Source organism: Aeromicrobium erythreum (genome assembly GCF_001509405.1).
Taxonomy (GTDB): domain Bacteria; phylum Actinomycetota; class Actinomycetes; order Propionibacteriales; family Nocardioidaceae; genus Aeromicrobium; species Aeromicrobium erythreum.
Map to the genome: position 1 here is coordinate 1011257 of NZ_CP011502.1, position 23376 is coordinate 1034632.

The 23376-nt window shown below is 73.2% G+C and carries 20 protein-coding genes; 8 read left to right on the forward strand and 12 right to left on the reverse strand.

Annotated features, from left to right (window positions below; all coding sequences use genetic code 11):
• Window positions 1-48 precede the first annotated feature (48 nt).
• Genes Aeryth_RS04830 through Aeryth_RS04855 form a run of 6 tightly spaced genes read right to left on the reverse strand, consistent with a single transcriptional unit; the run spans window position 49 to window position 7497 of the window.
• Complete coding sequence (locus tag Aeryth_RS04830; protein WP_144433667.1) at window positions 49-2013, reverse strand: hypothetical protein; 1965 nt, start codon at window positions 2011-2013, stop codon at window positions 49-51.
• Between the two features lie 20 nt (window positions 2014-2033).
• Window positions 2034-3299: a hypothetical protein gene (locus Aeryth_RS04835; RefSeq protein ID WP_067855378.1), complete on the reverse strand. Its 1266-nt coding sequence runs from the start codon at window positions 3297-3299 to the stop codon at window positions 2034-2036.
• Entirely contained in the window at window positions 3280-4455 is a 1176-nt protein-coding gene (locus Aeryth_RS04840; RefSeq protein WP_067855381.1) for a hypothetical protein, read from the reverse strand. The genes Aeryth_RS04835 and Aeryth_RS04840 overlap by 20 nt, the downstream gene beginning before the upstream one ends.
• Window positions 4449-5234: a heme ABC transporter ATP-binding protein gene (locus Aeryth_RS04845; protein WP_083516264.1), complete on the reverse strand. Its 786-nt coding sequence runs from the start codon at window positions 5232-5234 to the stop codon at window positions 4449-4451. Before Aeryth_RS04845 ends, Aeryth_RS04840 begins: the two co-directional genes overlap by 7 nt.
• Window positions 5231-6346, reverse strand: coding sequence for a FecCD family ABC transporter permease (locus Aeryth_RS04850; protein ID WP_067855384.1), 1116 nt, complete (start codon window positions 6344-6346; stop codon window positions 5231-5233). The genes Aeryth_RS04845 and Aeryth_RS04850 overlap by 4 nt, the downstream gene beginning before the upstream one ends.
• On the reverse strand, window positions 6343-7497 hold the full coding sequence (locus Aeryth_RS04855; RefSeq protein ID WP_169795967.1) for a heme/hemin ABC transporter substrate-binding protein: 1155 nt from the start codon (window positions 7495-7497) through the stop codon (window positions 6343-6345). Before Aeryth_RS04855 ends, Aeryth_RS04850 begins: the two co-directional genes overlap by 4 nt.
• A gap of 175 nt (window positions 7498-7672) precedes the next feature.
• Here Aeryth_RS04855 and Aeryth_RS04860 point away from each other — a divergent pair, with 175 nt between their 5' ends.
• The 3 genes from Aeryth_RS04860 (at window position 7673) to Aeryth_RS04870 (ending at window position 12566) form a co-directional block, all read left to right on the forward strand.
• A complete protein-coding gene (locus tag Aeryth_RS04860) occupies window positions 7673-9061 on the forward strand; it encodes an NAD(P)H-quinone dehydrogenase (protein ID WP_067855390.1) in 1389 nt (462 codons plus the stop codon).
• Window positions 9062-9156: 95 nt separating this feature from the next.
• Complete coding sequence (locus Aeryth_RS04865) at window positions 9157-12090, forward strand: SpoIID/LytB domain-containing protein (RefSeq protein ID WP_158509178.1); 2934 nt, start codon at window positions 9157-9159, stop codon at window positions 12088-12090.
• A gap of 89 nt (window positions 12091-12179) precedes the next feature.
• Window positions 12180-12566, forward strand: coding sequence for a phage holin family protein (locus Aeryth_RS04870; RefSeq protein WP_067855397.1), 387 nt, complete (start codon window positions 12180-12182; stop codon window positions 12564-12566).
• 101 nt (window positions 12567-12667) lie between these two features.
• Here Aeryth_RS04870 and Aeryth_RS04875 read toward each other — a convergent pair whose 3' ends face one another.
• The gene (locus Aeryth_RS04875; RefSeq protein WP_144433669.1) at window positions 12668-14470 is read right to left on the reverse strand and encodes an acetyl/propionyl/methylcrotonyl-CoA carboxylase subunit alpha; all 1803 of its coding nucleotides are present in this window, start codon (window positions 14468-14470) and stop codon (window positions 12668-12670) included.
• A 154-nt stretch (window positions 14471-14624) separates the two neighbouring features.
• Here Aeryth_RS04875 and Aeryth_RS04880 point away from each other — a divergent pair, with 154 nt between their 5' ends.
• Complete coding sequence (locus Aeryth_RS04880; RefSeq protein ID WP_236749821.1) at window positions 14625-15803, forward strand: acyl-CoA dehydrogenase family protein; 1179 nt, start codon at window positions 14625-14627, stop codon at window positions 15801-15803.
• Between the two features lie 18 nt (window positions 15804-15821).
• Here Aeryth_RS04880 and Aeryth_RS04885 read toward each other — a convergent pair whose 3' ends face one another.
• From Aeryth_RS04885 to Aeryth_RS04905, 5 genes are all read right to left on the reverse strand, one after another.
• On the reverse strand, window positions 15822-16034 hold the full coding sequence (locus tag Aeryth_RS04885) for a hypothetical protein (RefSeq protein ID WP_067855399.1): 213 nt from the start codon (window positions 16032-16034) through the stop codon (window positions 15822-15824).
• Window positions 16035-16086: 52 nt separating this feature from the next.
• Window positions 16087-16686 (reverse strand): Maf family protein, encoded by a 600-nt coding sequence (locus Aeryth_RS04890; protein WP_067855402.1) that lies wholly within the window; start codon window positions 16684-16686, stop codon window positions 16087-16089.
• Window positions 16687-16830: 144 nt separating this feature from the next.
• A complete protein-coding gene (locus Aeryth_RS04895) occupies window positions 16831-17478 on the reverse strand; it encodes a hypothetical protein (RefSeq protein ID WP_067855406.1) in 648 nt (215 codons plus the stop codon).
• A gap of 10 nt (window positions 17479-17488) precedes the next feature.
• Window positions 17489-17758: an acyl-CoA carboxylase subunit epsilon gene (locus Aeryth_RS04900; protein ID WP_083516265.1), complete on the reverse strand. Its 270-nt coding sequence runs from the start codon at window positions 17756-17758 to the stop codon at window positions 17489-17491.
• Entirely contained in the window at window positions 17758-19350 is a 1593-nt protein-coding gene (locus tag Aeryth_RS04905; RefSeq protein WP_067855409.1) for an acyl-CoA carboxylase subunit beta, read from the reverse strand. The genes Aeryth_RS04900 and Aeryth_RS04905 overlap by 1 nt, the downstream gene beginning before the upstream one ends.
• Window positions 19351-19401: 51 nt before the next feature.
• Between Aeryth_RS04905 and Aeryth_RS04910 the strand changes: the two genes are divergently transcribed.
• The 4 genes from Aeryth_RS04910 to Aeryth_RS04925 all read left to right on the forward strand — a co-directional run bounded on the left by Aeryth_RS04910 (window position 19402) and on the right by Aeryth_RS04925 (window position 22997).
• Window positions 19402-20247 (forward strand): biotin--[acetyl-CoA-carboxylase] ligase, encoded by an 846-nt coding sequence (locus Aeryth_RS04910; protein ID WP_067855412.1) that lies wholly within the window; start codon window positions 19402-19404, stop codon window positions 20245-20247.
• A gap of 72 nt (window positions 20248-20319) precedes the next feature.
• Complete coding sequence (locus Aeryth_RS04915; protein ID WP_067855415.1) at window positions 20320-20826, forward strand: PH domain-containing protein; 507 nt, start codon at window positions 20320-20322, stop codon at window positions 20824-20826.
• The gene (locus Aeryth_RS04920) at window positions 20813-21820 is read left to right on the forward strand and encodes an adenylate/guanylate cyclase domain-containing protein (protein ID WP_067855418.1); all 1008 of its coding nucleotides are present in this window, start codon (window positions 20813-20815) and stop codon (window positions 21818-21820) included. Before Aeryth_RS04915 ends, Aeryth_RS04920 begins: the two co-directional genes overlap by 14 nt.
• A gap of 31 nt (window positions 21821-21851) precedes the next feature.
• Window positions 21852-22997 carry a 5-(carboxyamino)imidazole ribonucleotide synthase gene (locus Aeryth_RS04925; RefSeq protein ID WP_067855420.1) on the forward strand — a complete coding sequence of 382 codons (1146 nt, stop codon included), beginning with the start codon at window positions 21852-21854 and terminating at the stop codon, window positions 22995-22997.
• The last annotated feature ends 379 nt before the right edge of the window (window positions 22998-23376 follow it).

Consider the following 23376-nt stretch of genomic DNA (forward strand, 5'->3'; position numbering starts at 1 on the left):
ACCGACGGCCCGGCACCTGCAGGTGCCGGGCCGTCCGTCGCCGTGGGGTCAGCGCGTGATGCGCAGCGCCGTGCGGGTGCCGTCCTTCGCGGGGTGGTTGGCGTCGCCGGAGTAGCGGATGAAGTACGTCCACGTGCCCGTCGAGCCCGCTGCCGGGATGCCGACGACGGCGCGGCCGTTCTTCAGCGTCACCGGTCGGCTGTACCGCACCGTGCGGCCCTTCTTCAGGACCGCGCGCACCGTGCCCGTCGCCTGCGCGGGGCTGCCGGACGTGACGACCACCGTCGCGCGCCCGGTCTTGCGCTTGGTCGGCCGCGTGGTCGACGGACGACGCACCGTGGCGGCGTACTGCGTGACCTCGATCGTCGTCGTCGCACCCGTGGCGGCGGCGTGCGTCGTGTCGCCGGAGTAGTGCACGGTCGACGTCCAGCGCCCGAGCCGCGTCGCCTTCGGCACCTTGACGGTCGCCACGCCGTCCTTCAGCGTCGCCTTCGGCCCGGTGAGGGTGGTGCTGCCGTTGACCAGGGTCGTGTGCACCGTGCCGGTCGGCACCGAGTCGTCGGGGCTCGCCACCGTCACGCGGGTCGAGCCCGTCGTCGTGCGGGTCGGCTTGACCTCCGAGCCACGCGAGAGCGTCGGGGTGAGCGGCTCGGGCGCGGGGTCGACGAACGTGAGCGGCGTGGCGGTCTCGTACGCGGCGACGGTCGCGCCGCCACCGGCGTAGGTGTAGATGCCGTACGTGCCGGTGCGGTCCTTCAGCCAGTCCTCGTCGACCGGGATCGTCGCGGTGAAGGTGCCGTCGGCGCGCAGCTCGGTGTAGTTCGGCGCCTCGGGGTCCTGTGCCGGGCTGCTCGCGGCGAAGGACGCGCGCGGGACGGCCCACTTGACGGCCGGCGCGGAGGTGTCGCCGCTGTCGGCGTTGGCCCGCGCCGACGACGGCGCGCCCTGCGACGGACGCCAGACGTCGGCGTAGCGCCCGAACGCGACGTAGACGCCGGACTTCTGGCCGGCGAACGGCGGCCGCGTGCCCGTGGCGAGGGACGGGTCGAAGCCGCGACCCTCGACGGTCACCGAGGTGGTGTCGCCGCGGGTGACCTCGGTGTCGGAGACGGTGACCGTCGGGGTCTGGGCGAAGGTCACGTCGAAGGGCAGCTGCGGCTTGTTGTCCTGCTTGCCGGCGCAGCCGGTGGAGTAGAAGTGCGCGAGGACGGACGAGCCCGCCTCGTGGGTGGCGAGGGCGTCGAGGAAGTCCGTCGGCCACGCGCCCCACCAGCCGGTGGCGCCGTCCTGCGCCGAGCACGTGCGTGTCTGGGCGGTGGCGCCCGACGGGGCGTCCCACGTGACGCCCTGGTAGTCGGGGGTCACCCGGTACCCGGTCGACGACTGGGCGCTCAGGGAGCCGGCGTCGAACGTCGCGATCGTGAGCCGGCCGAAGTCCTTCGCGGGGAAGGCCTCCCCGGTCATGGACTGGCCGGCCCCGATGGTGAAGCGCATGGTCAGCGTGCCGGAGCCGTCGGGCTCCACGTCGAGCTGCGGGTCGGCGTAGATCTCGTCGGGGGCGCCGTACTGCGCGGGGTAGGCGTTCACGGTGTAGCTGCCGCTCCAGCTCAGCTCCGCCGCGCCCGTGCTGCGGTCGACCGTGCCGTCGCCGCCGGTGAACTGCACGACGTTCGGCGCCTTGCCCGCCTTCGACGTCGGGAACGACGTCGTGGGGACGGGGGCGACGCGGTAGACCTGCTGCGGGGAGGTGTTCGGCACCGTGCTGACGTCGCCGGTGAGGTAGCGGGCGTCGCCGGTCGGGTTCTTGAACGTCCAAGGGCCGAAGATGCCGTCCTGCGCGTAGCCGCTCAGGCCCCAGGTGAAGGTGGCCTCGCTGACGGTGTCCGACGCGGCCGAGGCGGCGGGTGCCGCTCCTGCCGACGGCGTGACGACTGCGAGGGTCGCCGCCGCGAGGGCGCCGGCGCCGAGGAGCGACACGAGTCGCGTCCTGCGGCGGATGGGGGTGGTGGACATGGTGTTCCTTTCGGAGGTGGTCAGCCCCGCCGGGGGGCTGTGTCGGGGGAGGGGCGGGACGTGCGGGAGGCCGCGACGCTGCTGCCGGCGACGACGAGCGCGGCGATGCCGGTCAGCGCGGCGGCGAGCCACCACCAGAGCGCGTCCCCGGAGCGCTCGGACGCGGCGGCCGGCGGCGGCAGCAGGGTGGAGACCGGTCGGGTCTGGACCAGCTCGCCACGGACGGCGGCGCCGGCCGGTGGGGCCAGGTTGGCGGCGGGCGTGCCGGGGGCGGCCGTGCGGGTCTGCCGTCCGGCGGACGACGTCGTGGGGGTGGCGGCGGACGGCCGCGGTGGCTGGACGACCGGGTTCTCGATCGGGTCGAGCGGAGCCGGACCGGGCGTCGGCGGCGGCGTGACGTCGGCGCCGGCCCAGGAGACCGTCATCGGCGACGCCTTCTTGTACGGGTCGGCCGAGCCGCCGCTGCTGTACCAGTAGGCGGCGGTGCCGGTCGTGCGCTGGAAGTCGATGAACGACTGCGGGAACGAGCCGTACGGGCGGACCTGCGGCACCCCGGTGACCTGCACGCCGTCGTAGGCCGGGGTGGCGGTGAACCCGCCCGCCTCCTCCTGGGCTGAGCCGAGGTCGACGGGGCCCAGGTCGGCGACGATGACACGCTGCGGCGCGACCGGTCCCCACGCCGTGAGGTCCTCCATGGACGAGGCGAAGCCGCCGAGCTCGGCCGTCACCTGCCCCACGCCGTCGTCGACCGTGAGCTCCGGGTCGCTGAGGTAGAAGAACGCCATGCCGGAGTAGTAGACGACGCTCGCGTCGCCGTCCCAGCGGATCGTCGCGTCGCCGGCGGCGGCGTCGATCGTGCCCTCGCCGCCCGAGAACACGAGCTGGTGGCCCGAGAACCGGCCCCCGCCGATGGCCGCGCCGGTCGCGTCGGTGCGCAGGCCCGCCCAGGTGGCGGGCCGGTAGGCGGAGCCGTCCCACTTCTCGACGGCGACGTCGCCCGTGCGTGCCGACCAGCCCGACGCCGGCATGATCGTGCCGCCCCGTCCGGGGTCCGGCACCTTGCCGGCCGAGAGGAAGTTGATCGTGCCCGGTGCGAAGGCCCGGTTGTTGGACTCGTCGTTCAGTCCCCAGCGCAGGACGGCGTCGTCGACGGCGCGCGGTCCGGAGGACTCCTGCGCGGCGGCGGGGTCGGCCGTGCCGGGCTGCTCGGCGAGGGCGGCCGACGGCAGGAGCGCCAGCCCGAGCACCAGGCCGACGGCAGCGAGGTCACGCCAGGGCCGCAGCACGAGGCTCCTCCTTCCGGCGGGAGGTGACCAGGCGTCGCACGGCGAACACCACGGCGCCGAGCAGCAGGAGGAGGGCGAGGCCCGCGGCGGCCATCGGCAGCCAGGACGGCACGCCGCCCGACGAGTCGTCGGCCGACGCGGCCGAGGGCGGCGGTGCGGCGACGGGGAAGGAGACGCTCGGGGTCGCCGTGCCGCCGCTGAGCCGCAGCTCGTGGGTGCCCACGCCGACGTCGGCCGGCAGCTGCAGCGCACCGGCCAGCTGGCCGCCGGTGCCCGCCGTGAGCGGCCCCACGGCGGCCACGCCGTCGTCGAGGGTCGCGGTCACCTGCTCCCCGGGCTGCAGGTCGGTGGCACTGAAGGAGAGCACGTGGCCGGCCACGGCCGTCTCGCGGTCGACGGCGAGCACGGGCCTGGTCCGTCGCGTCGCCGTCCTCGCCGCGGTGCCCTCGGCCCCCTGCGCCTCGGCGGTCGGGGTGTCGCCACCAGCCGCGGCGGCGCCGTCGCCGTCCGACGACGAGGGCGACGACGTCGCGGCGCCACCGCGGGCCGCGGCGGTCAGGTCGGCCACCGACACGGGTGTGAAGGTCTCGTTGCGGGCGTTCTTCACACCGTGCGCGCCGATCGTGATGATGCCGCACCGGACCCGGCGGCAGTCGACCGTCGTGACCTTGTTGCTGCGGTCGCGCGCCTTGAACACCGCGCCCGGGACGACGATCCGCGTCGACCACGAGCCGTCGGCGGCCAGCGTCCCGCCGTTCGCGGCCGACGCGGTGTCGCTGCCGGGGAAGGCCACGAACTTCTGGAAGCCCTGGTTGTCCTTCGTCTCGCTGTCGGGGACGTACAGCAGGTCGCGCCCGGTCTGGCCGCCCTGCGACGGACGCCAGGTCCCGGAGACCGTGCCGAAGAAGACGTAGATACCGCCGTGGCCGTTCTTGATCGACTGGAAGCCCTGGCCGCGCAGGGTGAGGGTCGTGGCGAACGTCGGGTCGACCACGGCCGCTCCCTGGGCGTTGGCCACGCCGACGCGGGACTCGGCCGCGGCAGGGGGTGCCGTGACCACGGCGACGAGCCCGGCGAGCGCGAGCGAGAGCGCGACGAGGGCCGCGGTCGTGCGTCGAGGGAGGACGGGAGCAGCGGGGGACGGTCCGGTCAGCACGGGGCCTCCTGGGGGTGTCGTTGGGGCAGGACGAGCAGCCGACCGTCGAGGTCGACGACCTCGAGCGGGTGCTCGTACACGGTGGAGAGGAGCTCGGCGGTCAGGACCGCACGTGGTGCCCCGACGGCGCGGACGCGACCGTCGGCGAGGACGCAGACCCGGTCGGCGTGCGCGGCGGCGAGGGTCAGGTCGTGCAGCACGGCCACGACCGCATGACCGGCGACGGCCAGCTCGCGGGCCTGGGCCATGACCAGCTCGACGTGGCGCACGTCGAGCGCCGCGGTGGGCTCGTCGAGCAGCACGAGGGCGGTCTCCTGCGCGAGCACGCGCGCCAGCGAGGTGCGAGCGCGCTCGCCGCCGGACAGGGTGGGGTAGACGCGCTCGGCGAGGTGCGCGACGTCGCTGCGGCGCAGCGCCCCGGCGACGACGACGTCGTCACGGTCCTCCTCAGGACGTCCGGCCCACGCCGCCCGCCCCATGCGGACGACGTCGACGACGCGGAACCCGAACGCGAGGCGGTTCTCTTGCGGCAGCACGGCACGTCGGCGGGCGAGCTCGCCGGCGCGCAGGCTCGCGACGCGGCGGCCGTCGAGCGTCACCGTGCCGCGCTGGGGGACCTGGTCGCCGGAGAGGACGCCGAGGAGCGTGGACTTGCCGGCACCGTTCGGCCCGACGAGCACGAGCAGCTCGCCCAGGCGCACCTCGAGGTCGACGTCGTGGAGGACGGGGGAGCCACCCAGCTCCACGCCGATGCCGGAGGCCACCAGGGGGGCGTTCACGCCCAGCCTCCCGCGGTCCGACGCGTGCGGCGCAGCAGCCAGAAGAAGAACGGCCCGCCGACCAGCGAGGTCAGCATGCCGATCGGCAGGTCGGCGTAGGCGACGGCGGTGCGGGCGAACAGGTCGGCCCACAGCAGCAGCAGTGCGCCACCGAGCGCACTGGCCGGCACGAGCACCCGGTGGCCGGGACCGACGACCATCCGGACCAGGTGGGGCACGACCAGGCCGACGAAGGCGATGATCCCGGCGAAGGAGACGGCCGCCGCCGTGAGCAGCGCGACCAGCACGATCGCCGCCACGCGTACGCGCTCGACGTCGACGCCGACGTGGCGGGCGGCACGGTCGCCGAGGGCCAGCACGTCGAGTCGCCGGGAGAGTGCCAGCGCGCCCAGCAGCCCGATCCCGACGCACGGTGCCACCACGGCCACGTGCGCCCAGCGGGTGCCGTTGAGGCTGCCGAGCTGCCAGAACACGATCTCCTCGCGCGCCGACGTGTCGCCGAGGAACAGCATGAGCGCCAGGCCCGCGCTGCACACCGCGTTGACGGCGATGCCGGTGAGCACGAGGGTGACCACCTCGGTGCGTCCGTCGGCCCGGGACAGGGCGTAGACCGTGAGGGTGGTGACCAGGCCCCCCACGAAGGCGAACGCCGGCACGGTCCACGCGCCGAGCAGGGTCACCTGGAAGACGATGACGAACGCGGCGGCGAGGGCGGCGCCCACGGACACGCCGACCACCCCGGGCTCCGCGAGCGGGTTGCCGAACACGCCCTGCATCAGCGCCCCGGCCGTCGCCAGCGCCGCGCCCACCAGCAGCGCCAGCGCGACCCGCGGGAAGCGGACCTGCCAGAGGGTGTTGTCGCCTTGCGGGTGCGTCGGCAGGGGCAGGACGTCGAGGCCCACGCGGTGCAGGACCGACCCGAGCACCTGGTCGGCCGGGACGTCGAGCTGTCCTTGCCCGGCCGAGACGAGGGTCGACACGACGACGCCCGCGCCGAGCGCGCCGAGCAGCAGCCCGGCACGGCCCCGGCGCGCCGGGGGCAGCGACGGCGCGGGCGACTCCTCGGCCGCCCCCACGTCGGGGAGGCGGTGCCGCCCGGCGACGGCGGTCATCGGTGCTCCCCGGCCGACGGTGCGGCGGAGCCGGGTGCGTAGACGGCCACGGCGAGCGCCTCCAGCACGGCGGCCGTCCGCGGGCCGTAGCCGAGGATCTGGGCGTCGGACATGTCGACGATCCGGCGCTTCTGGCCGGCCGGTGTCTGCGCCAGCGCGGGCAGGCGCTCGAGGAGCCCGTCGACGCCGTCGACGGACTCCAGGCCCTTGGTCATCATGAGGACGACGTCGGGCTGCGCGTCGATGATGCCCTCGTCGGTCACGGGCTTCATGCCGTTCCAGCCGATCTCGCCGGCCACGTCGTAGCCGCCCAGCGCCGTGATCAGGGTGTCGGCGCCGGAGCCCTCGCCGAACATGTAGTAGACGCCGGCCTGGCCGCGGACGTAGAGGAAGACCATGCGGGGCTTGTCCTGGACCCGCTTCGGCGCCACGGCGGCGATCTCGGCCAGGGTCGAGCGGGTCTGCTTCTCCAGGCGGTCCGCGAGCCGGCGCCCGACGTCGGGGACGCCGAGCGCACGCGCCACCTCCTGGGTGAGGCTGCCGACGTTGTCGACGCTGCGGGTGCTGTCGACAACGACCACGGGGATCCCCGCGTCGCGCATCTGCAGCACCACGTCCCACGGTCCGAGCGAGGTGTCGGTGATGATCAGCGTCGGGTCGAGCTCCAGGATCGCCTCGGCGTTGAGGTCGTGGCCGTTGCTGGTGACGAGCGGCAGGTTCTTGGCCTCGTCGAACTGGGTCGAGATGTCGCGGCCGACGAGCGCGTCGCCCAGGCCGAGCTCGTAGACGGTGCGCGAGAGTGTGCCGTAGATGTCGAGGGCGAGCACGCGGCTGGTGTCGGTGACCGTGACGCGGGTGCCCTGGGAGTCGGTGAGGGTGACCGGCAGCGTCTGGGTGGGGGAGTCCGCCACCGGGTCGACCGGCTCGTCGGGCAGCCCCGCGTGCACCGCCCCCTCCCACGAGCGCGGGTCGTCGAGCACCTTCGCCTCGCTGAGCGGCGGCGTCGCGACGTCGCCGCCCGCGTCGGCGTGGCCACCCGGTCGGAGCCCGCATGACGACAGCAGGAGGGCGACGGCGGCGAGCACCAGGAGGGACCGGCGGGTCGCCGGTGCGGTCGTCGCAGGGTTCGCGGTCGGGTGGGGCTGGGGCACCGGGGGCACACCTCTCGATCGCGCCCGTCTCGATGTTCATGAGGCAAGGCTTGGCTTACTCAGGGTTGCCTCAGCATAGTAAGGCTCACCTCACTTTCACCAGGGGGGGCGCGCACGTCACGCGGCCGCCGCGCCCGGCTGCCGTCCGGGGCCCCCGCGGTGAGAGGATGGCGAGGTGACGCACGTGGTGATCATCGGAGGCGGACCTGGCGGCTACGAGGCGGCTCTCGTCGCCGCGCGACTCGGGGCGCAGGTCACCGTGGTCGAGCGCGACGGGCTCGGCGGCTCGACCGTCCTCACCGACTGCGTGCCCAGCAAGACCCTCATCGCGACGTCCGACCTCCTCACCGAGGTCGAGTCGTCCGCCGAGCTCGGCGTCGAGGTGCCCCGCGACGTGCGCGCCGACCTCGCGGCGGTGAACGACCGCGTGCTGCGACTCGCGCTGGCGCAGTCGGCCGACATCGCCGGCCGGCTCGACCGCGAGGGCATCGAGGTCGTCCGCGGCACCGCCCGCCTGCGCTCGGCCCGCGAGGTGGAGGTCGTCGAGACGACGTCGGACGAGGACGCGAGCGGCCCGAGCCGCGTCGTCGAGGCCGACGCCGTCATCCTCGCGACGGGCGCGCACCCGCGCGTCAGTCCCGACGCCCTCCCCGACGGCGAGCGCATCCTCACGTGGGAGCAGGTCTACGCCCTGCGCGAGATCCCTGAGCACATGATCGTCGTCGGCTCCGGCGTCACCGGGGCCGAGTTCGCCAGCGCCTACAACGGCCTCGACGCCCACGTCACGCTCGTCTCGAGCCGCGACCGCGTGCTCCCGGGGGAGGACGAGGATGCCGCGGAGCTCATCGAGGACGTCTTCCGCGAGCGCGGCATGACCGTCATGGGCCAGTCGCGCATGGCCTCGGTGCGTCGCGAGGGCGACCAGGTGGTCGTCACGCTCACCGACGGCCGCGAGGTCGTCGGGTCGCACTGCCTGCTGGCGCTCGGATCCATCCCGAACACCGCCGACCTCGGCCTGGAGGACGTCGGCGTCGCGCTCGACGACGCCGGCTTCGTGCGCGTCGACCGCGTCTCGCGCACGAGCGTGCCGGGCGTCTACGCGGCCGGTGACTGCACGGGCGTGCTCATGCTGGCCTCCGTCGCGGCGCAGCAGGGCCGGATCGCCGTCGCCCACCTGCTCGGTGACGCCGTGCACCCGCTCGACCTGCAGAAGGTCTCGAGCAACATCTTCACGTCCCCGGAGATCGCCACCGTCGGCCTGTCGCAGCGCGCCATCGACGAGGCCGGGCTGCACGTCGACGTCGTCATGCTGCCGCTGGCGACGAACGCCCGCGCCAAGATGCAGGGAGTGCGGCACGGCTTCGTGAAGCTGTTCTCGCGCCGGGGGATGGGCGTGGTCGTCGGTGGCGTCGTCGTCGGCCCGCGGGCCAGCGAGCTGATCCACGCCGTGTCGCTCGCGGTGTCCGCCTCGCTGACCGTCGACCAGGTCGCCGACGCGTTCACGGTGTACCCGTCGATGTCGGGGTCGGTGGCCGAGGCTGCACGCAGCCTGCACCCGCGCTGACCTGCGGAAATGACAGGCGTGTAGTTCGCCGACTCCGGTGGATATCGCGCCGGATGTGTGATGCAGTGTCCCAGCAACATCGTCACATCTGTCCCATGAGTCACAGGATCGGACTTCCCCACATGCGCTTCTGGACCCTGGTCCGGCGAGCCTTCCCGTTCGCCGTCGTCACCGCCGTCGCGGTGTCCGCCCTCATCGCCACGCCCGACACCGCCCCGACCCAGACGTCGCAGGCGGCGGCTCCGCGACCGGCCACGCTGCACGAGCTCGACGTCCCGGCGACGCCGGCCCCCGACGTCCCCGCCGCCTCCGCGGCACCGGCGGTGACGCCGTCGCCCAGCCCCTCCGCGCCCGAGCGCAGCGAGGTCCGCCAACAGGCCGTCCCGCCGGCGACGACCGCGCCTGAAAAGTCTGCGCCCGGGAAGAACGGGACCGACGAGGTCGCCACCCTGCCGCGCACGACCGTGCGCCCGTTCTCGATGGTCGGTGTCACCTGGGCACGCGGCGGCGAGGACTTCGACGTGAAGGTCGCGCTGCGCAAGAACGGCACGTGGGGCGCGTTCCAGACGCTCGACATCGACCGTGACGCCGAGGCCGACGCCGGCCCCGAGGTCGGTCGCGCCGGGACGGACCCGCTGTGGGTCGGGTCCGCCGACGGCGTCGCCGTGCGCGTCACGTCGCCCAGCGGCCAGCGTCCGGCGGACCTGAAGGTCGCCACCATCGACCCGGGTCGCGGCAGCGACGTCGCCCCGGCCGCCGCGACCGTCGGGCAGCCGAAGATCATCTCGCGCTCCTCCTGGGGCGCGAAGGGCCCGACGAAGGGCAACGAGTGCTCCGCGCCGGTCTACGGCGCCTCGACGCTGGGTGCGGTCATCCACCACACGGCGGGCAACAACGACTACACCAAGGCCCAGTCGGCCGGCATCGTCCGGGCGACGCAGGCGTACCACACGGGTGCGCGCGGCTGGTGCGACATCGGCTACAACTTCCTGGTCGACAAGTACGGCCAGATCTTCGAGGGGCGTCGCGGCGGCATCGCCAAGCAGGTCCGTGCCGCCCACTCCGGCAACGGCCCGGTCAACGAGCGCACCATCGGCATCTCGATGATGGGCACCTACTCCAAGGTCGCGCCGACCGCCGCCACGAAGAAGGCCGTCGCCGACCTCGTCGCGTGGCGCTTCTCGCTCGCCAAGCTCAAGGCCACGGGCACCTACACGCTCGGCGGCCTGCGGCTGAACCGCATCGTGGGCCACCGCGACGTCCTGTCGACCGAGTGCCCGGGCGCCGCCGCGTACGCGTGGGTGACGTCGTCCGGCTCGACCGGTCTGCGCCAGGAGGTGGCCCGACGTCTCGCCGGGTCGTCCGCGACGCCGAGCACCCCGACGCCGCCCACGACCACGCCGACGTCGGGCAAGGACATCAAGTCCCTCGCCGCCGCGATCGGCAGCGAGAAGCTCGGCAAGCTCGTCAAGAAGGAGTGGGGCAACTCGGTCCAGCGTCGGGCGATCTACCAGAACATGGACCTGCTCTGGACGAAGGCCGCCGGTGCGTTCTCGGTGACCAGCGTCGTGCGCCGCGAGTGGCACCGCACGGGCGAGCAGGGCGGACGCCTCGGCTTCCCGATCAGCAGCCGCAGCAGCACCGGTGACGCCAACGTCAAGTACCAGCGCTTCCAGAAGGGCAGCGTCTACATCGTCGGCACCGGCTCGGCGACGAAGGCCTACGCCATCTACGGCCCGATCTTCGAGTCCTACAAGACCGTCAAGGGCACCTCGGGCCCGCTCGGCGCCCCGACCTCGACCGTGCTGCGCGACCGCACCGGCTACCAGCGGGTGACGTTCGCGAAGGGGTACATGGAGTACTCGGAGGGCTCGCGCGCCGTGAGCACCTGGTACAAGAACGGCTCGAGCCCGGACCAGCTGACCGTGCCGAGCGACCGGTCGGTCGTCATCAACGGTCGCGGCTTCGGCCACGGGATCGGCATGAGCCAGTACGGCGCCCAGGGCGCGGCGCGTCAGGGCAAGACGTTCAAGCAGATCCTCGCGTCCTACTACCCGGGCACGTCCCTGGCGCAGCGCAGCGGCTCGATCCGCGTGCTCGTGGGCGACGCGACGTCGTCGACGGTCACGGTCCGGGCGCGGTCCGGCCTGGTCTTCCGCACGCTCGCCTCCAGCACCGGCACCACGCTGCCGACGTCGTCGTCGGGCACGCCGATCACCAACTGGCGCATCCGCGTCAGCACGGCCGACGCGACGAAGTCGGTGCTGGAGTACCGAGCGGGCTCGCGCTGGCGGGTCTTCCGCGACCGGATCTGGCGCGGCTCCGCCCAGTTCCAGGCGCCGTCGCTCGGACTCGTCCTGCCGAACGGCTCGGTGCGCGAGTACCGCACGGCGATCCGGTCGGCGCTGCCGGCGTCGGGCTCGAAGGAGCGCAAGACGGTCAACGTGCTGTCGCTCGACGACTACACGCGCGGGGTCGTGGCCTCGGAGATGCCGTCGAGCTGGCAGCAGGAGGCCCTGAAGGCGCAGGCCGTCGCCGCGCGGACCTACGCGGTGCGCACGCTCATGCCGTCGCGGTACTACGACGTGTGCGACACGACCTCCTGCCAGGTGTTCAAGGGCCTGAGCGGGGAGACCGCCAACACCGACAAGGCCGTCGCGGCGACGCGCGGCTCGATCCTCACCTACCAGGGCAAGCCGGCGCTGACGCAGTACTCGTCCTCCTCGGGCGGCGCGTCGGCACCCGGTAGCGCGCCGTACCTGAAGGCCCACCTCGACCCGTTCGACGGCTGGTCGGGCAACGCGAACCGGTCGTGGCGCGTCGTGGTGAAGGCCTCGACCATCGAGCGGGCGTTCCCGAAGGTCGGCACGCTGCGCAGCCTGACGGTCACGCAGCGCGACGGGACGGGCGACTGGAAGGGTCGGGTCGTCTCGATCCGGCTCACAGGCTCGAAGGGCACGCAGACGGTCTCCGGACCCGACCTGCGCTTCGCGCTCGGCCTGAAGTCGCACTACTTCCGGCTCGGCTGAGCCCGGCTGCCCCGCCGTCGTCGCTCGCAGGTGACGACGGCGGGACACCGGCTCCGAGGCGTCGGAGCGGGTCGGCGATACTGCTCGACATGCTGTCGATCCTCCGGTCCCTCGGCTTCGCGGCGCTGGCGAACGTCGCGTCGCTCGGTCTCGCCGCGGCCCTGCTCGACGGGTTCTCCGTCCGGCTCGGTGGGCTGCTCGTGGCGGTGCTCGTGTTCACGGTCCTGGCCGTGGCGCTGCGTCGGGCGACCGCGACCCTCGCGCCGCGGCTCGCGCGCCCGTCGGCGGTGCTCGGCGGCCTGGTGCTCACGGCGGTGGCCCTGGTGCTCACCGACGCGCTCGTGCCCGGCGACGGCTTCGACCTGCACGGCCCGGTGGCCTGGGTCGTGACGGTGCTGCTGGTGTGGGCCGCCGGCGTGGCGTACGGCGAGGTGGACACCCAGGCGCCGGCCGAGGTCCCGCCCGTCGCCTCCTGACGGCCGGCAGGACTACTCCGGCGCGAGTGCGCGGCGGAATGACACAGCGCCGGTGACCCGCCCGTAGGGGCAGGCCACCGGCGCCGGGTGGTGGTGCGGTGCTACTCGGTGGCGGGTGCGTCGGCGATGGTGGCGACGACCTCGCCGGCGCCGATGGTGGCGCCGATCTCGGCGGACAGGCCGGTGACGGTGCCGGCCTTGTGCGCGGTGATGGGCTGCTCCATCTTCATGGCCTCGATGACGAGGATGGTGTCGCCGGCGGCGACCTCCTGGCCCTCCTCGACGGAGACCTTGACGACCGTGCCCTGCATGGGCGAGGTGAGCGAGTCGCCGGAGACGGCGGCACCGGCGGACTTGCCGCCCGCGCGCTTCGGCTTCTTGGCGCCGCCCGCCGCACCGGAGGCGGCGACGGCACCGAGGCCGCCAGGGAGGACGACCTCGACGCGCTTGCCGGCGACCTCGACGACGACGCGCTCGCGCTCGCCGGGCTCGGCGGTCTCGGACGGGCCGCTGTAGGGCTCGAGCTGGTTGTCGTAGTCGGTCTCGATCCACGTGGTGTACACGTCGAAGGAGCCGGGGGTGCCGTCGGGCTGGGTGGCGTTGTAGGCCGGGTTGTCGAGCACGTCGCGGTGGAAGGGGATGACGGTCGGCATGCCCTCGACGACGAACTCATCGAGCGCGCGGCGCGAGCGCTCGATCGCCTGCTCGCGGGTGCGGCCGGTGACGATGAGCTTGGCGACGAGCGAGTCGAAGGCGCCGGGGACGGTCTGGCCCTCCTCGTAGCCGCCGTCGAGGCGGACGCCGGGGCCCGACGGGGGAGCCCACTTCGTGAGGGTGCCGGGAGCGGGCAGGAACCCGCGGCCGCCGTCCTCGGCGTTGATGCGGAACTCGATGGAGTGCCCGATGATCTCGGGGTCGCCGTAGCCGAGCTCCTCGCCGGCGGCGACGCGGAACATCTCGCGGACGAGGTCGATGCCGGTGACCTCCTCGGAGACGCAGTGCTCGACCTGGAGACGGGTGTTGACCTCGAGGAAGCTGATGGTGCCGTCGCGGGCGACGAGGAACTCGCAGGTGCCGGCGCCGTAGTAGCCGGCCTCCTTCAGGATGGCCTTCGAGGAGTCGTAGAGGCGCTTCAGCTGGTCGTCGGACAGGAACGGCGCGGGCGCCTCCTCGACGAGCTTCTGGTGGCGGCGCTGCAGCGAGCAGTCGCGCGTGGAGACCACGACGACGTTGCCGTGCTGGTCGGCGATGCACTGGGTCTCGACGTGGCGCGGCTTGTCGAGGAACTTCTCGACGAGACACTCGCCGCGGCCGAAGGCGGCGACCGCCTCGCGGGTGGCCGACTCGAAGAGCTCGGGGATCTCCTCGATCGTGCGGGCGACCTTGAGGCCGCGTCCGCCGCCGCCGAAGACGGCCTTGATCGCGACGGGCAGGCCGTGCTCCTCGGCGAAGGCGATGATCTCGTCGGCGTCCTTCGCGGGCTCCTTGGTGCCGGGCGCGAGCGGTGCGTTGGCGCGCTCGGCGATCTGCTTGGCCTTGGCCTTGTCGCCGAGGGCGTCGATGGCCGAGGGCGGCGGGCCGATCCAGACGAGGTCGGCGTCGATGACGGCCTGGGCGAAGTCGGCGTTCTCGGCGAGGAAGCCGTAGCCGGGGTGGACGCTGTCGGCGCCGGAGCGCTTCGCGACGGCGATGATCTTCTCGATCGAGAGGTAGGAGTCGCCCGGGGTCGCGCCCTCGAGCGAGTAGGCCTCGTCGGCCATGCGCACGTAGATCGCGTCGCGGTCGGGCTCGGCGTAGACGGCGACGCTGCCGATGCCGGCGTCCTTGCAGGCTCGGATGACGCGGACCGCGATCTCGCCACGGTTGGCGATCAGGACCTTCTGCAGGGGCTTGCTCACGAACACTCTCCTCGGGATGGACAGGCTGGGCGGGGGGCCGCACCGCGTGCTGAGTCTAGGGGGAGTGGGCGGTCGTGGCCGGATGAGGTACGTCACGCCGGTCGCGCGTCCCCTCTCGTACAGGTTAACGACCGTTAACCCGCGGTGCTAGGCTCGCGCCATGGTCGCTGCATCGATGACAGGTCTCTCCCGCGAGCACGAGGACTTCCGCCGCACCGTCCGGGAGTTCGCGGAGGCCGAGATCGCGCCCCACGTGGCGCAGTGGGACCGCGACCACCACTTCCCGGTCGACGTCGTGCGCGCGATGGGCGACCTCGGGCTGTTCGGCCTCACGGCCCCGGAGGCCGTCGGCGGCGCCGACGGCGACTTCACGAGCCTGTGCGTCGCGATCGAGGAGCTGGGTCGGGTCGACCAGTCCCTGGGCATCACGCTGCAGGCGGGGGTCGGTCTCGGCATCAACCCGATCGTCGCCTACGGCACGCCCGAGCAGCAGGAGCGCTGGCTGCCCGACCTGGTGGCCGGGCGCACGCTCGCCGGCTTCGGGCTCACCGAGCCCGGCGCGGGCTCCGACGCCGGCGCCACCCGCACGCGGGCCGTGCTCGACGGCGACACGTGGGTGGTCGACGGCGCGAAGCAGTTCATCACCAACTCCGGCAACGAGCTGACGTCCGTCGTCACGGTCACCGCACGTACGGGGGAGCGTCCCGACGGACGGCCCGAGATCTCGGCGATCATGCTCCCGGCCGGGACGCCGGGCTTCGTCGCCGAGCCGGCCTACGACAAGCTCGGCTGGCACATCTCCGACACCCACCCGCTGACGTTCACCGGGGCCCGCGTGCCGGCCGACCACCTGCTGGGGGAGCGCGGACGCGGCTACGCGCAGTTCCTGGCCACCCTCGACGACGGACGCATCGCGATCTCCGCGCTGTCGGTCGGCTGCCTGCAGGCCTGCCTCGACCTGTGCGTGCAGTACGCGGGCGAGCGCCAGACGTTCGGCGTCCCGATCGGGGCGAAGCAGGGCGTCGCGTTCCAGGTGGCCGACCTCGCCGTGCTGCTGGAGGGGGCGCGCGCCCTCACCTACCGGGCGGCCGGCCTCAAGGACGCCGGGGCGCCGTACGCGGTGGTCAAGCAGGCCGCCTCCGTGGCGAAGCTGTACTCGACGGAGGCGGCGGTCACCGGCACCCGGATCGCCACGCAGGTCTTCGGCGGGTACGGGTTCATGGAGGAGTACCCGGTGGCGCGCTTCTACCGCGACGCCAAGATCCTGGAGATCGGCGAGGGCACGAGCGAGGTGCAGCGCATGCTCATCGCGCGCGGTCTGGGCCTGCCCGTCGAGTGACGGCGGGCCGCGGCGGCGTCAGAGGGTGACGAGCGCGCGGCACGGCAGCGGCACGTGCCGCACCTGGTCGCCGAAGTCGACCTGCGCCGAGCGGGTGCCCTGCAGGCTGACGATGCGGCCCAGGCCCCAGCTGTCGTGGCTGACGCGCGCGTCGACCTCGTAGACCTCGTCCGGCACCTCGACGGGACGCTCGAAGGGGCTGGACGCGTGGTGGCGGCGCGAGGTGGGCATCACCCATGGTCCCACGTACGCGCCTCGTCGAGGGCCGGATCGCGCCACCTGGTCAGGCCGCGGGACGGTTCCAGAGGTCGGTCCAGACGACGTCGAGGTCGGCGACGAGGTCGCGCAGCAGCGGCAGGCTGATCCCGACGACGCAGTGGTGGTCGCCCTCGATACCGCGGATGAAGGCCCCGCCGAGGCCGTCGATGGTGAAGGCCCCGGCGACGTGGAGGGGCTCCCCGGTGGCCACGTAGGCGTCGATCTCGGCGTCGCTGACGTCGGCGAAGTGCACGACGGTCGACGCGCTGTCGACGACCTCGCGCCCGCCGCGGCGCACGCAGTGCCCGGTGTGCAGCACGCCCGAGCGTCCGCGCAGGCGCCGCCAGCGGGCCCGCGCGGTGTCGGCGTCGCCCGGCTTGCCCAGGATCTCGCCCTCGAAGGCCAGCACGGAGTCGCAGCCCACGACGAGCGCGTCGGGGTCGTCGACGCCGGACGCGACCGCACGGCACTTCAGCTGGGCGAGCGCGGCCGCGAGGTTGGCGGCGTCGTGGGTGGTCACCTGCGACTCGTCGACCCCGGAGACCACCACCTCCGGCTCGATGCCCGCCGCCCGCAGCGTCGCGAGCCGGGCGGGGGACTGGGAGGCCAGGACCATGCGCACCATGCGCCCATCGTGGCAGGCCCGACGCCCGCCCCCCATCGGTGGATGCGCAACATCAGCGCCGCGACGGGGCGGCATCGGTGGCTGGGGGACGTCTGCAGCCCCCCTGTGGTTGCCGGTCCACCGATGACGGTGAGGGGGCGCCGGTCAGGCGGGGGGAGGAGAGCCGTACGTGGCGGGCTCCGCGCACAGGTCCGGGTGGGCGAGCACGGCCTCGACGAGCCCGGGGGACCCGCCCACGGTGAACCACGACGGGTCGACGTCGGAGGCGATGCACCAGGCGTGGTCGGCGGGCCAGGTGAGCGACGCCTGCGGCAGGTCGGCGGGCCAGCCCGGTCGTGGTGGTCGGGCGCCCCAGACGCCGACGTCGGCGGCCTCGCCGATGAACAGCAGGTAGGCGCGCTCGCCCGCGAGGTCGGCGCGCGGCGCGTCGAGCACGGAGCGCTCGAAGGCCGGCGCGACCTCCAACGGAGGCGGCTGACGGAACAGCCGGCCGAACAGGCGGTGCGGGTCCATCTCGGCGTAGACCCTCCCGCCGCCCTCCAGCTCGCCCCAGCCCTCCCACAGGGCGAACCAGCACCGCTCCGGCGTCGTGGTGTGCTCGGCGCCGAGGCGGGTCACGAGCGCCACGACGTCCGGGTCGGGGCGGTAGGGGTCGGCGTCCTCGCCGTCGAAGTGGACCGTGGCGTACGCGGGGAGGCCCGGCGGGCCCTGCGTGGCCAGCACCTCCCAGGGCGCGTCGGCGCGCACGATCCAGTCCGCCACGGACACGTCGGTCTCGTGGCGCAGGGTCATGCGACGGCCGTCAGGCCCAGGCGGAGCGTCGCCAGGCGTCGGGCCCCACGCGCAGCGGCGTGCGCGCCGCGCGGGAGGGGTGGCCCCACTCGCTGCGCGGCTTCGGGCCCGCTGCACTCGCGGCCGCGTGCGCCGCGGCGGCGTTGCGCGCCGCGACGACCGCCACCAGGGCGGCGAGCTCCTCGGGCGTCAGGTCACCGCGGACCACCCGCAGCACCGGCGTGACCGGTGCGGCGGTGGTCTCGGTCCCCTCGTCCTCGGGGGTCGTCTCGCCGGCCATCACAGGGGGATGTTCCCGTGCTTCTTGGGCGGCAGCGTCTCGCGCTTGGTGCGCAGCAGACGCAGGGCCTTCACGACCTCCGCGCGGGTCTGCGAGGGCTCGATGACGCCGTCGATGTAGCCGCGCTCGGCCGCCACGTACGGGTTGCAGAGCGTGTCCTCGTACTCGGTCATCAGCTCGGCGCGCTTGGCCTCGGGGTCGTCGGCCGCCGCCACCTCGCGGCGGTACAGGATGTTGACCGCGCCCGAGGCGCCGACGACGGCGATCTGGCCGGTGGGCCACGACAGGTTGACGTCGGCGCCGAGGTGCTTGGAGCCCATGACGTCGTAGGCGCCGCCGTAGGCCTTGCGCGTGATGATCGTGACGAGCGGGACGGTGGCCTCCGCGTAGGCGTAGATGAGCTTCGCGCCGCGGCGGATGATGCCGTTCCACTCCTGCTCCGTGCCGGGCAGGAAGCCGGGCACGTCGACGAACGTCAGCACCGGGATGTTGAAGGCGTCGCACGTGCGCACGAAGCGCGCGGCCTTCTCGGACGCGTCGATGTCGAGGCAGCCGGCCAGCTGCATGGGCTGGTTGCCCACGACGCCGACCGCGCGCCCCTCGACCCGGCCGTAGCCGATGACGAGGTTCGGGGCGAACAGCGGCTGGACCTCGAGGAAGTCGCCGTCGTCGAGGACGGCCTCCATGACGGTGCGGATGTCGTACGGCTGGTTGGCCGAGTCGGGGATGAGCGTGTCGAGCGCCAGGTCGGTCTCGGTCGGCTCGAGGTCGGCCACCTCGTCGTAGACGGGCGCCTCCTCCATGTTGTTCTGCGGGAGGAAGGAGATGAGCGCCTTCACGTACTCGATCGCGTCCTCCTCGTCGGAGGCGAGGTAGTGGGCGTTGCCGCTGCGCGTGTTGTGGGTGCGCGCGCCGCCCAGCTCCTCCATCGTGACGTCCTCGCCGGTGACCGTCTTGATGATGTCCGGGCCGGTGATGAACATGTTCGACTTCTCATCGACCATGATCGTGAAGTCGGTGACGGCGGGGGAGTACACGTGGCCGCCGGCGCACGTGCCCATGATCATCGAGATCTGGGGGATGACGCCCGAGGCGTGCACGTTGCGCGTGAAGATCTCGCCGTAGAGGCCGAGCGAGACGACGCCCTCCTGGATGCGGGCGCCGGCACCCTCGTTGATGCCGATGATCGGGCAGCCCGTCTTGATGGCGAGGTCCATGACCTTCGTGATCTTCTCGCCGTACACCTCGCCGAGGCTGCCGCCGAAGATCGAGAAGTCCTGGCTGAAGACGCACACCTGGCGGCCGTCGATCGTGCCGTAGCCGGTGATGACGCCGTCGCCGAGCGGACGGTTGTTCTCCAGGCCGAACTTGGTGGAGCGGTGACGCGCGAGGGCGTCGAGCTCGACGAACGAGCCCTCGTCGAAGAGCTGCTCGATGCGCTCGCGCGCGCTCTGACGGCCCTTGGCGTGCTGCTTCTCCGCAGCCCGCTCGGCGACCTCGACGGTGGCCTCGTGACGGCGTCGCCGGAAGTCCTCCAGCTTGCCCGCGGTCGTGTGCAGCTCCGGACGCTCTTCGATCTCTGCTTCGCTCACGAGGGTCAGAGTAGCGAGGGACGGCCTTCCGCGTTGTGTGAGGCTTGCCGCATGGACGCCTCGACCTCCGCCCCGACTCCTGCCTCGGCTGCCGGCACGCCGACCCCCGACCGGCCCCTGCTCGACGTCGAGGAGCTGCGGCGTGCGCTGCTCGTCGGCGGCGGGCTGTGGACCGCGGTCGAGGTGTCGAGCACCACCGCGAGCACCAACGCCGACGTGGTCGCCGCCGTCGCCGAGGGTGCGCCCGAGGGTCTCGTCGTCACCACGGAGCACCAGACGGCCGGGCGCGGCCGGCTCGACCGACGCTGGGAGGCGCCCCCGCGCTCGGGCCTGGTGGTCTCCGTCCTGCTGCGCCCCGACGCCGTGGCGCTGCCGCAGTGGACGTGGCTGCCGCTGCTCGCGGGCATCGCTGTCGACCTCACGGCCCGCGACTGCGGGGTCGCGTCGGGGCTGAAGTGGCCCAACGACGTGCTCGTCGACGGGCGCAAGCTCTGCGGGATCCTCGTCGAGCGGGCGGAGGGGCCCGCCGGCGCCGCCGCCGTGCTCGGCATCGGAATCAACCTGACCCTGACGCGGGAGGAGCTGCCCGTGCCGACGGCCACGTCCTTCGCGCTCGCGGGCGCGGCCACCACCGACCGCGGCGTGGTGCTGCAGATCCTGCTCGGCCACCTGGAGCGTCTCTACCGGCGCTGGGTCGCCGGTGCCGGCGACCCGACCCTGCTGCGCGCCGACTACCTCGAGCGCTGCGTCACGCTCGGCTCGACCGTCCAGGTGGACCTGCCCGACGGGTCCGTGCTGCGGGGACGAGCCGACGACGTCGACCCCCTGGGTCGTCTGGTGGTCGCCGGACGTGCGATCAGCGCCGGCGACGTCACGCACGTGCGGCCCGCGCCCTGAGCGGCCGGAGACCCGCCCGTCAGGAGCCGTGATCCCTCCCGGTGCCCGGGCCCGCCGTGGGAGGATTCGGGCATGGCGCTCTCCCGCAAGTTCATGATGGACGGCGAACAGGTCGTCACCACGACGCGCACCCACGTCAAGGTCCTGTTCGTCCCGCTGGTCATCCTGCTCGCCGTCGCGTTCGCGGGCAGCTTCCTCGCGGCCAGGGCGGGCGGCTCCGGCGACGGCTACGTCCGGTGGGCCGTCGTGGCGATCGCGGTCGTCGTCGTGCTGTGGGGGAGCGTGCTGCCGTTCCTGCGCTGGCTGTCGTGGACCTACAGCCTCACCACGCAGCGCCTCGTCGAGCAGAAGGGCATCCTCACCCGCGAGGGTCGGGTCATCCCGCTCAGCCGGATCAACGACGTCTCCTACGAGAAGAACCTCAACGACCGGATCCTCGGCTGCGGCACGCTCATCATCCACAACGCGAGCGAGGAGGCCGGCCTCGAGCTGCGCGACATCCCGCACGTCGAGTCCTTCCACCGCCAGGTCAGCGACCTCGTGTTCGCCGCGCACCGGGGGAGCGATGAGTCGGTCTGACCTGCGTGACGAGCTCGCCCGGCTGATCCTCCACGAGGGGATGGACCTCACCGGCGAGCAGGTCGCCGAGCAGGCGGGGCTCGACCTCGACCGCGCCGAGCGGCTCTGGCGCTCGCTCGGCTTCGCCGACAGCGGCGACGTCCCCGCCTACGGCGAGCACGACGTCGCGGCCGCGCGCCTCGTCGCCGCCGCGTTCGACGAGGGGTTGCTCGAGGAGCGCACCATCTTCCGCATGACGCGAGCGCTCGGCCAGACGCTCGCCCGACTCGCGGACTGGGAGGTGCAGACGATCGTCGACCAGGTCGAGGCCGACGTCGACGCCGGTCGCGCGAGCAGCCGGCTCGAGAGCGCGGTCGCGATCGCCGAGCACGTCGCCCCCGGCTTCGACCGGCTGCTGCTCTACGCGTGGCGGCGCCACCTCGCGGCGGCCGCCGGCCGGCTCGAGGCGCTCGGCGCGGTCGACGCGGAGCTGCTGTCGACCACCATGAGCATCGGCTTCGCCGACCTCTCCAGGTTCACGGCCATGACCAACACGCTGAGCGACGTACGCCTCGGTGAGCTGGTCGAGAACTTCGAGACCCGGTGCACCGACGTCGTCACGTCGCGGGACGGTCGTGTCATCAAGGCGCTCGGTGACGCCGTCCTCTTCGTCAACCCCGACCCGCGCGAGGCGACGCTCACCGCCCTGGAGCTGGTGGCGAACATCGGGTCGCGCGACGACCTGCCCGACGTCCGGGTGGGCCTCGCGACCGGCTCGGTCATCAGCCGCCTGGGCGACGTGTTCGGCCCGCCCGTCAACCTCGCTGCGCGGCTGTCGCACGTCGCGCGAAGCAACCGGGTCCTCGTCGACGACGCCACGGCGGCCGACCTGACCGACGAGGAGTTCGAGATGCGGACCCTGCCGCCACGGCCGCTGCGCGGGTTCGGGAACGTCTCGCCGATCACCGTCAGCCGGCGTCGCGCGTTCCGGCCCCGCACCGTCAGGCGCTGGTAGGACCGCGTCCGACGGTCGATATCCTGCGGGCATGTCGCTGACACCGCACCTCGCCGTCGTCGGGGGCGGCCAGCTCGCCCGCATGATGCAGGTCCCGGCCGTCGCGCTGGGCCTGCGGATCCGGCTGCTGGCCGAGGGCCCCGACGTCTCCGCAGCCCAGGTGGTGCCCGACCACCTCGTCGGCGACCACACCGACCTCGACGACCTGCGCGCCGTCTGCGCGGGCAGCCCGGTCGTCACGTTCGACCACGAGCACGTCCCGCCGGAGCACCTGCGGGCGCTCGAGGCCGAAGGTCACGCGCCGCGGCCCGGGCCCGACGCCCTGCTCTACGCGCAGGACAAGGGCGAGATGCGCGTGCGGCTGAGCGTCCTCGGGCTGCCGTGCCCGCTCTTCCTGCTCCTCCCCGGCGACGTCGAGGAGGCCCTCGAGGAGCTCGCGGACTTCGGCTACCCGGCCGTGCTGAAGACGACCCGCGGCGGGTACGACGGCAAGGGCGTGTGGGTGGTGCGCAGCGCCGACGACGCGGCCGAGGTCCTCGCCACGGCGTTCGCCGAGGGACGGGAGATCCTGGCCGAGGAGCTCGTCGACTTCCGCCGCGAACTCAGCGCCCAGGTGGCCCGCACCCCGTCGGGTGACGTCGTCGCCTACCCCGTCGTGCAGTCGACCCAGGTCGACGGCATCTGCAAGGAGGTCGTCGCACCGGCGCCCGACCTCGATCCCGCGCTCGCGCAGGAGGCCACCGACGTCGCCGTCCGCGTGGCGGAGCAGCTCGGCGTCACGGGCATGCTCGCCGTCGAGCTGTTCGAGACCGCCGACGGACGCGTGCTCGTCAACGAGCTGGCGATGCGTCCGCACAACACCGGCCACTGGAGCATCGACGGTGCCGCCACGAGCCAGTTCGAGAACCACCTGCGGGCCGTGCTCGACCTGCCCCTCGGCCCCACGACCCCGCACCACGCGTGGACGGTCATGGTCAACGTGCTCGGCGGCGCCGTGCAGGACCTCGAGGCCCAGGAGGCCGTCGTGCTCAGCGCCGTCCCGCACGCCAAGGTGCATCTCTACGGCAAGGGCGTGAAGCCCGGGCGCAAGGTCGGGCACGTCACCGTCACCGGCGACCACCTCGACACCGTCCTCGCCGACGCCCGCCGCGCCGGCGCCCTCCTCCAGGACGGCTGAGTCCTTCGGTCCGGCTGCCGCAGGGGGTCTGGGTTTGCTGATGCGCAGCCTGCCGAGGCTTGTGGTTGCTGGTGCGCTGCCTCGGCTGGTGCTGGAGTCGGTTTCCGAAAGGGCCTCGACCGGCAGCGGGCCTGGGGGCGGCTTCGGGTCTCGGGGTCTGGTCTGAGCTTGCCCTCGACGCAAGGTTCTTCGTTTCTGCGTTCTTGACCCACCGTTCTGCGTTCGCGCGTCCTATCGGTGGATCTGCAACCGCAGGAGCCGTTCTGCGGTTGAAGATCCACCGATAGTGGGCTGGCGGCGCGAAAGTCTCTGCGTTCGTGTCGCCCTGGCGACACGAACGCAGAATCTTGCGTCGCCCCAACGCAAAGGGCGCCCAAGA

Bases quoted from the DNA above. Each gene is read 5' to 3' on its own strand.
- Aeryth_RS04830 (WP_144433667.1), bottom strand. From the start codon at position 2,013: ATGTCCACCACCCCCATCCGCCGCAGGACGCGACTCGTGTCGCTCCTC.
- Aeryth_RS04850 (WP_067855384.1), bottom strand. From the start codon at position 6,346: ATGACCGCCGTCGCCGGGCGGCACCGCCTCCCCGACGTGGGGGCGGCC.
- Aeryth_RS04865 (WP_158509178.1), top strand. From the start codon at position 9,157: ATGAGTCACAGGATCGGACTTCCCCACATGCGCTTCTGGACCCTGGTC.
- Aeryth_RS04870 (WP_067855397.1), top strand. From the start codon at position 12,180: ATGCTGTCGATCCTCCGGTCCCTCGGCTTCGCGGCGCTGGCGAACGTC.
- Aeryth_RS04880 (WP_236749821.1), top strand. From the start codon at position 14,625: ATGGTCGCTGCATCGATGACAGGTCTCTCCCGCGAGCACGAGGACTTC.
- Aeryth_RS04885 (WP_067855399.1), bottom strand. From the start codon at position 16,034: ATGCCCACCTCGCGCCGCCACCACGCGTCCAGCCCCTTCGAGCGTCCC.
- Aeryth_RS04890 (WP_067855402.1), bottom strand. From the start codon at position 16,686: ATGGTGCGCATGGTCCTGGCCTCCCAGTCCCCCGCCCGGCTCGCGACG.
- Aeryth_RS04895 (WP_067855406.1), bottom strand. From the start codon at position 17,478: ATGACCCTGCGCCACGAGACCGACGTGTCCGTGGCGGACTGGATCGTG.
- Aeryth_RS04900 (WP_083516265.1), bottom strand. From the start codon at position 17,758: ATGGCCGGCGAGACGACCCCCGAGGACGAGGGGACCGAGACCACCGCC.
- Aeryth_RS04910 (WP_067855412.1), top strand. From the start codon at position 19,402: ATGGACGCCTCGACCTCCGCCCCGACTCCTGCCTCGGCTGCCGGCACG.
- Aeryth_RS04915 (WP_067855415.1), top strand. From the start codon at position 20,320: ATGGCGCTCTCCCGCAAGTTCATGATGGACGGCGAACAGGTCGTCACC.
- Aeryth_RS04920 (WP_067855418.1), top strand. From the start codon at position 20,813: ATGAGTCGGTCTGACCTGCGTGACGAGCTCGCCCGGCTGATCCTCCAC.
- Aeryth_RS04925 (WP_067855420.1), top strand. From the start codon at position 21,852: ATGTCGCTGACACCGCACCTCGCCGTCGTCGGGGGCGGCCAGCTCGCC.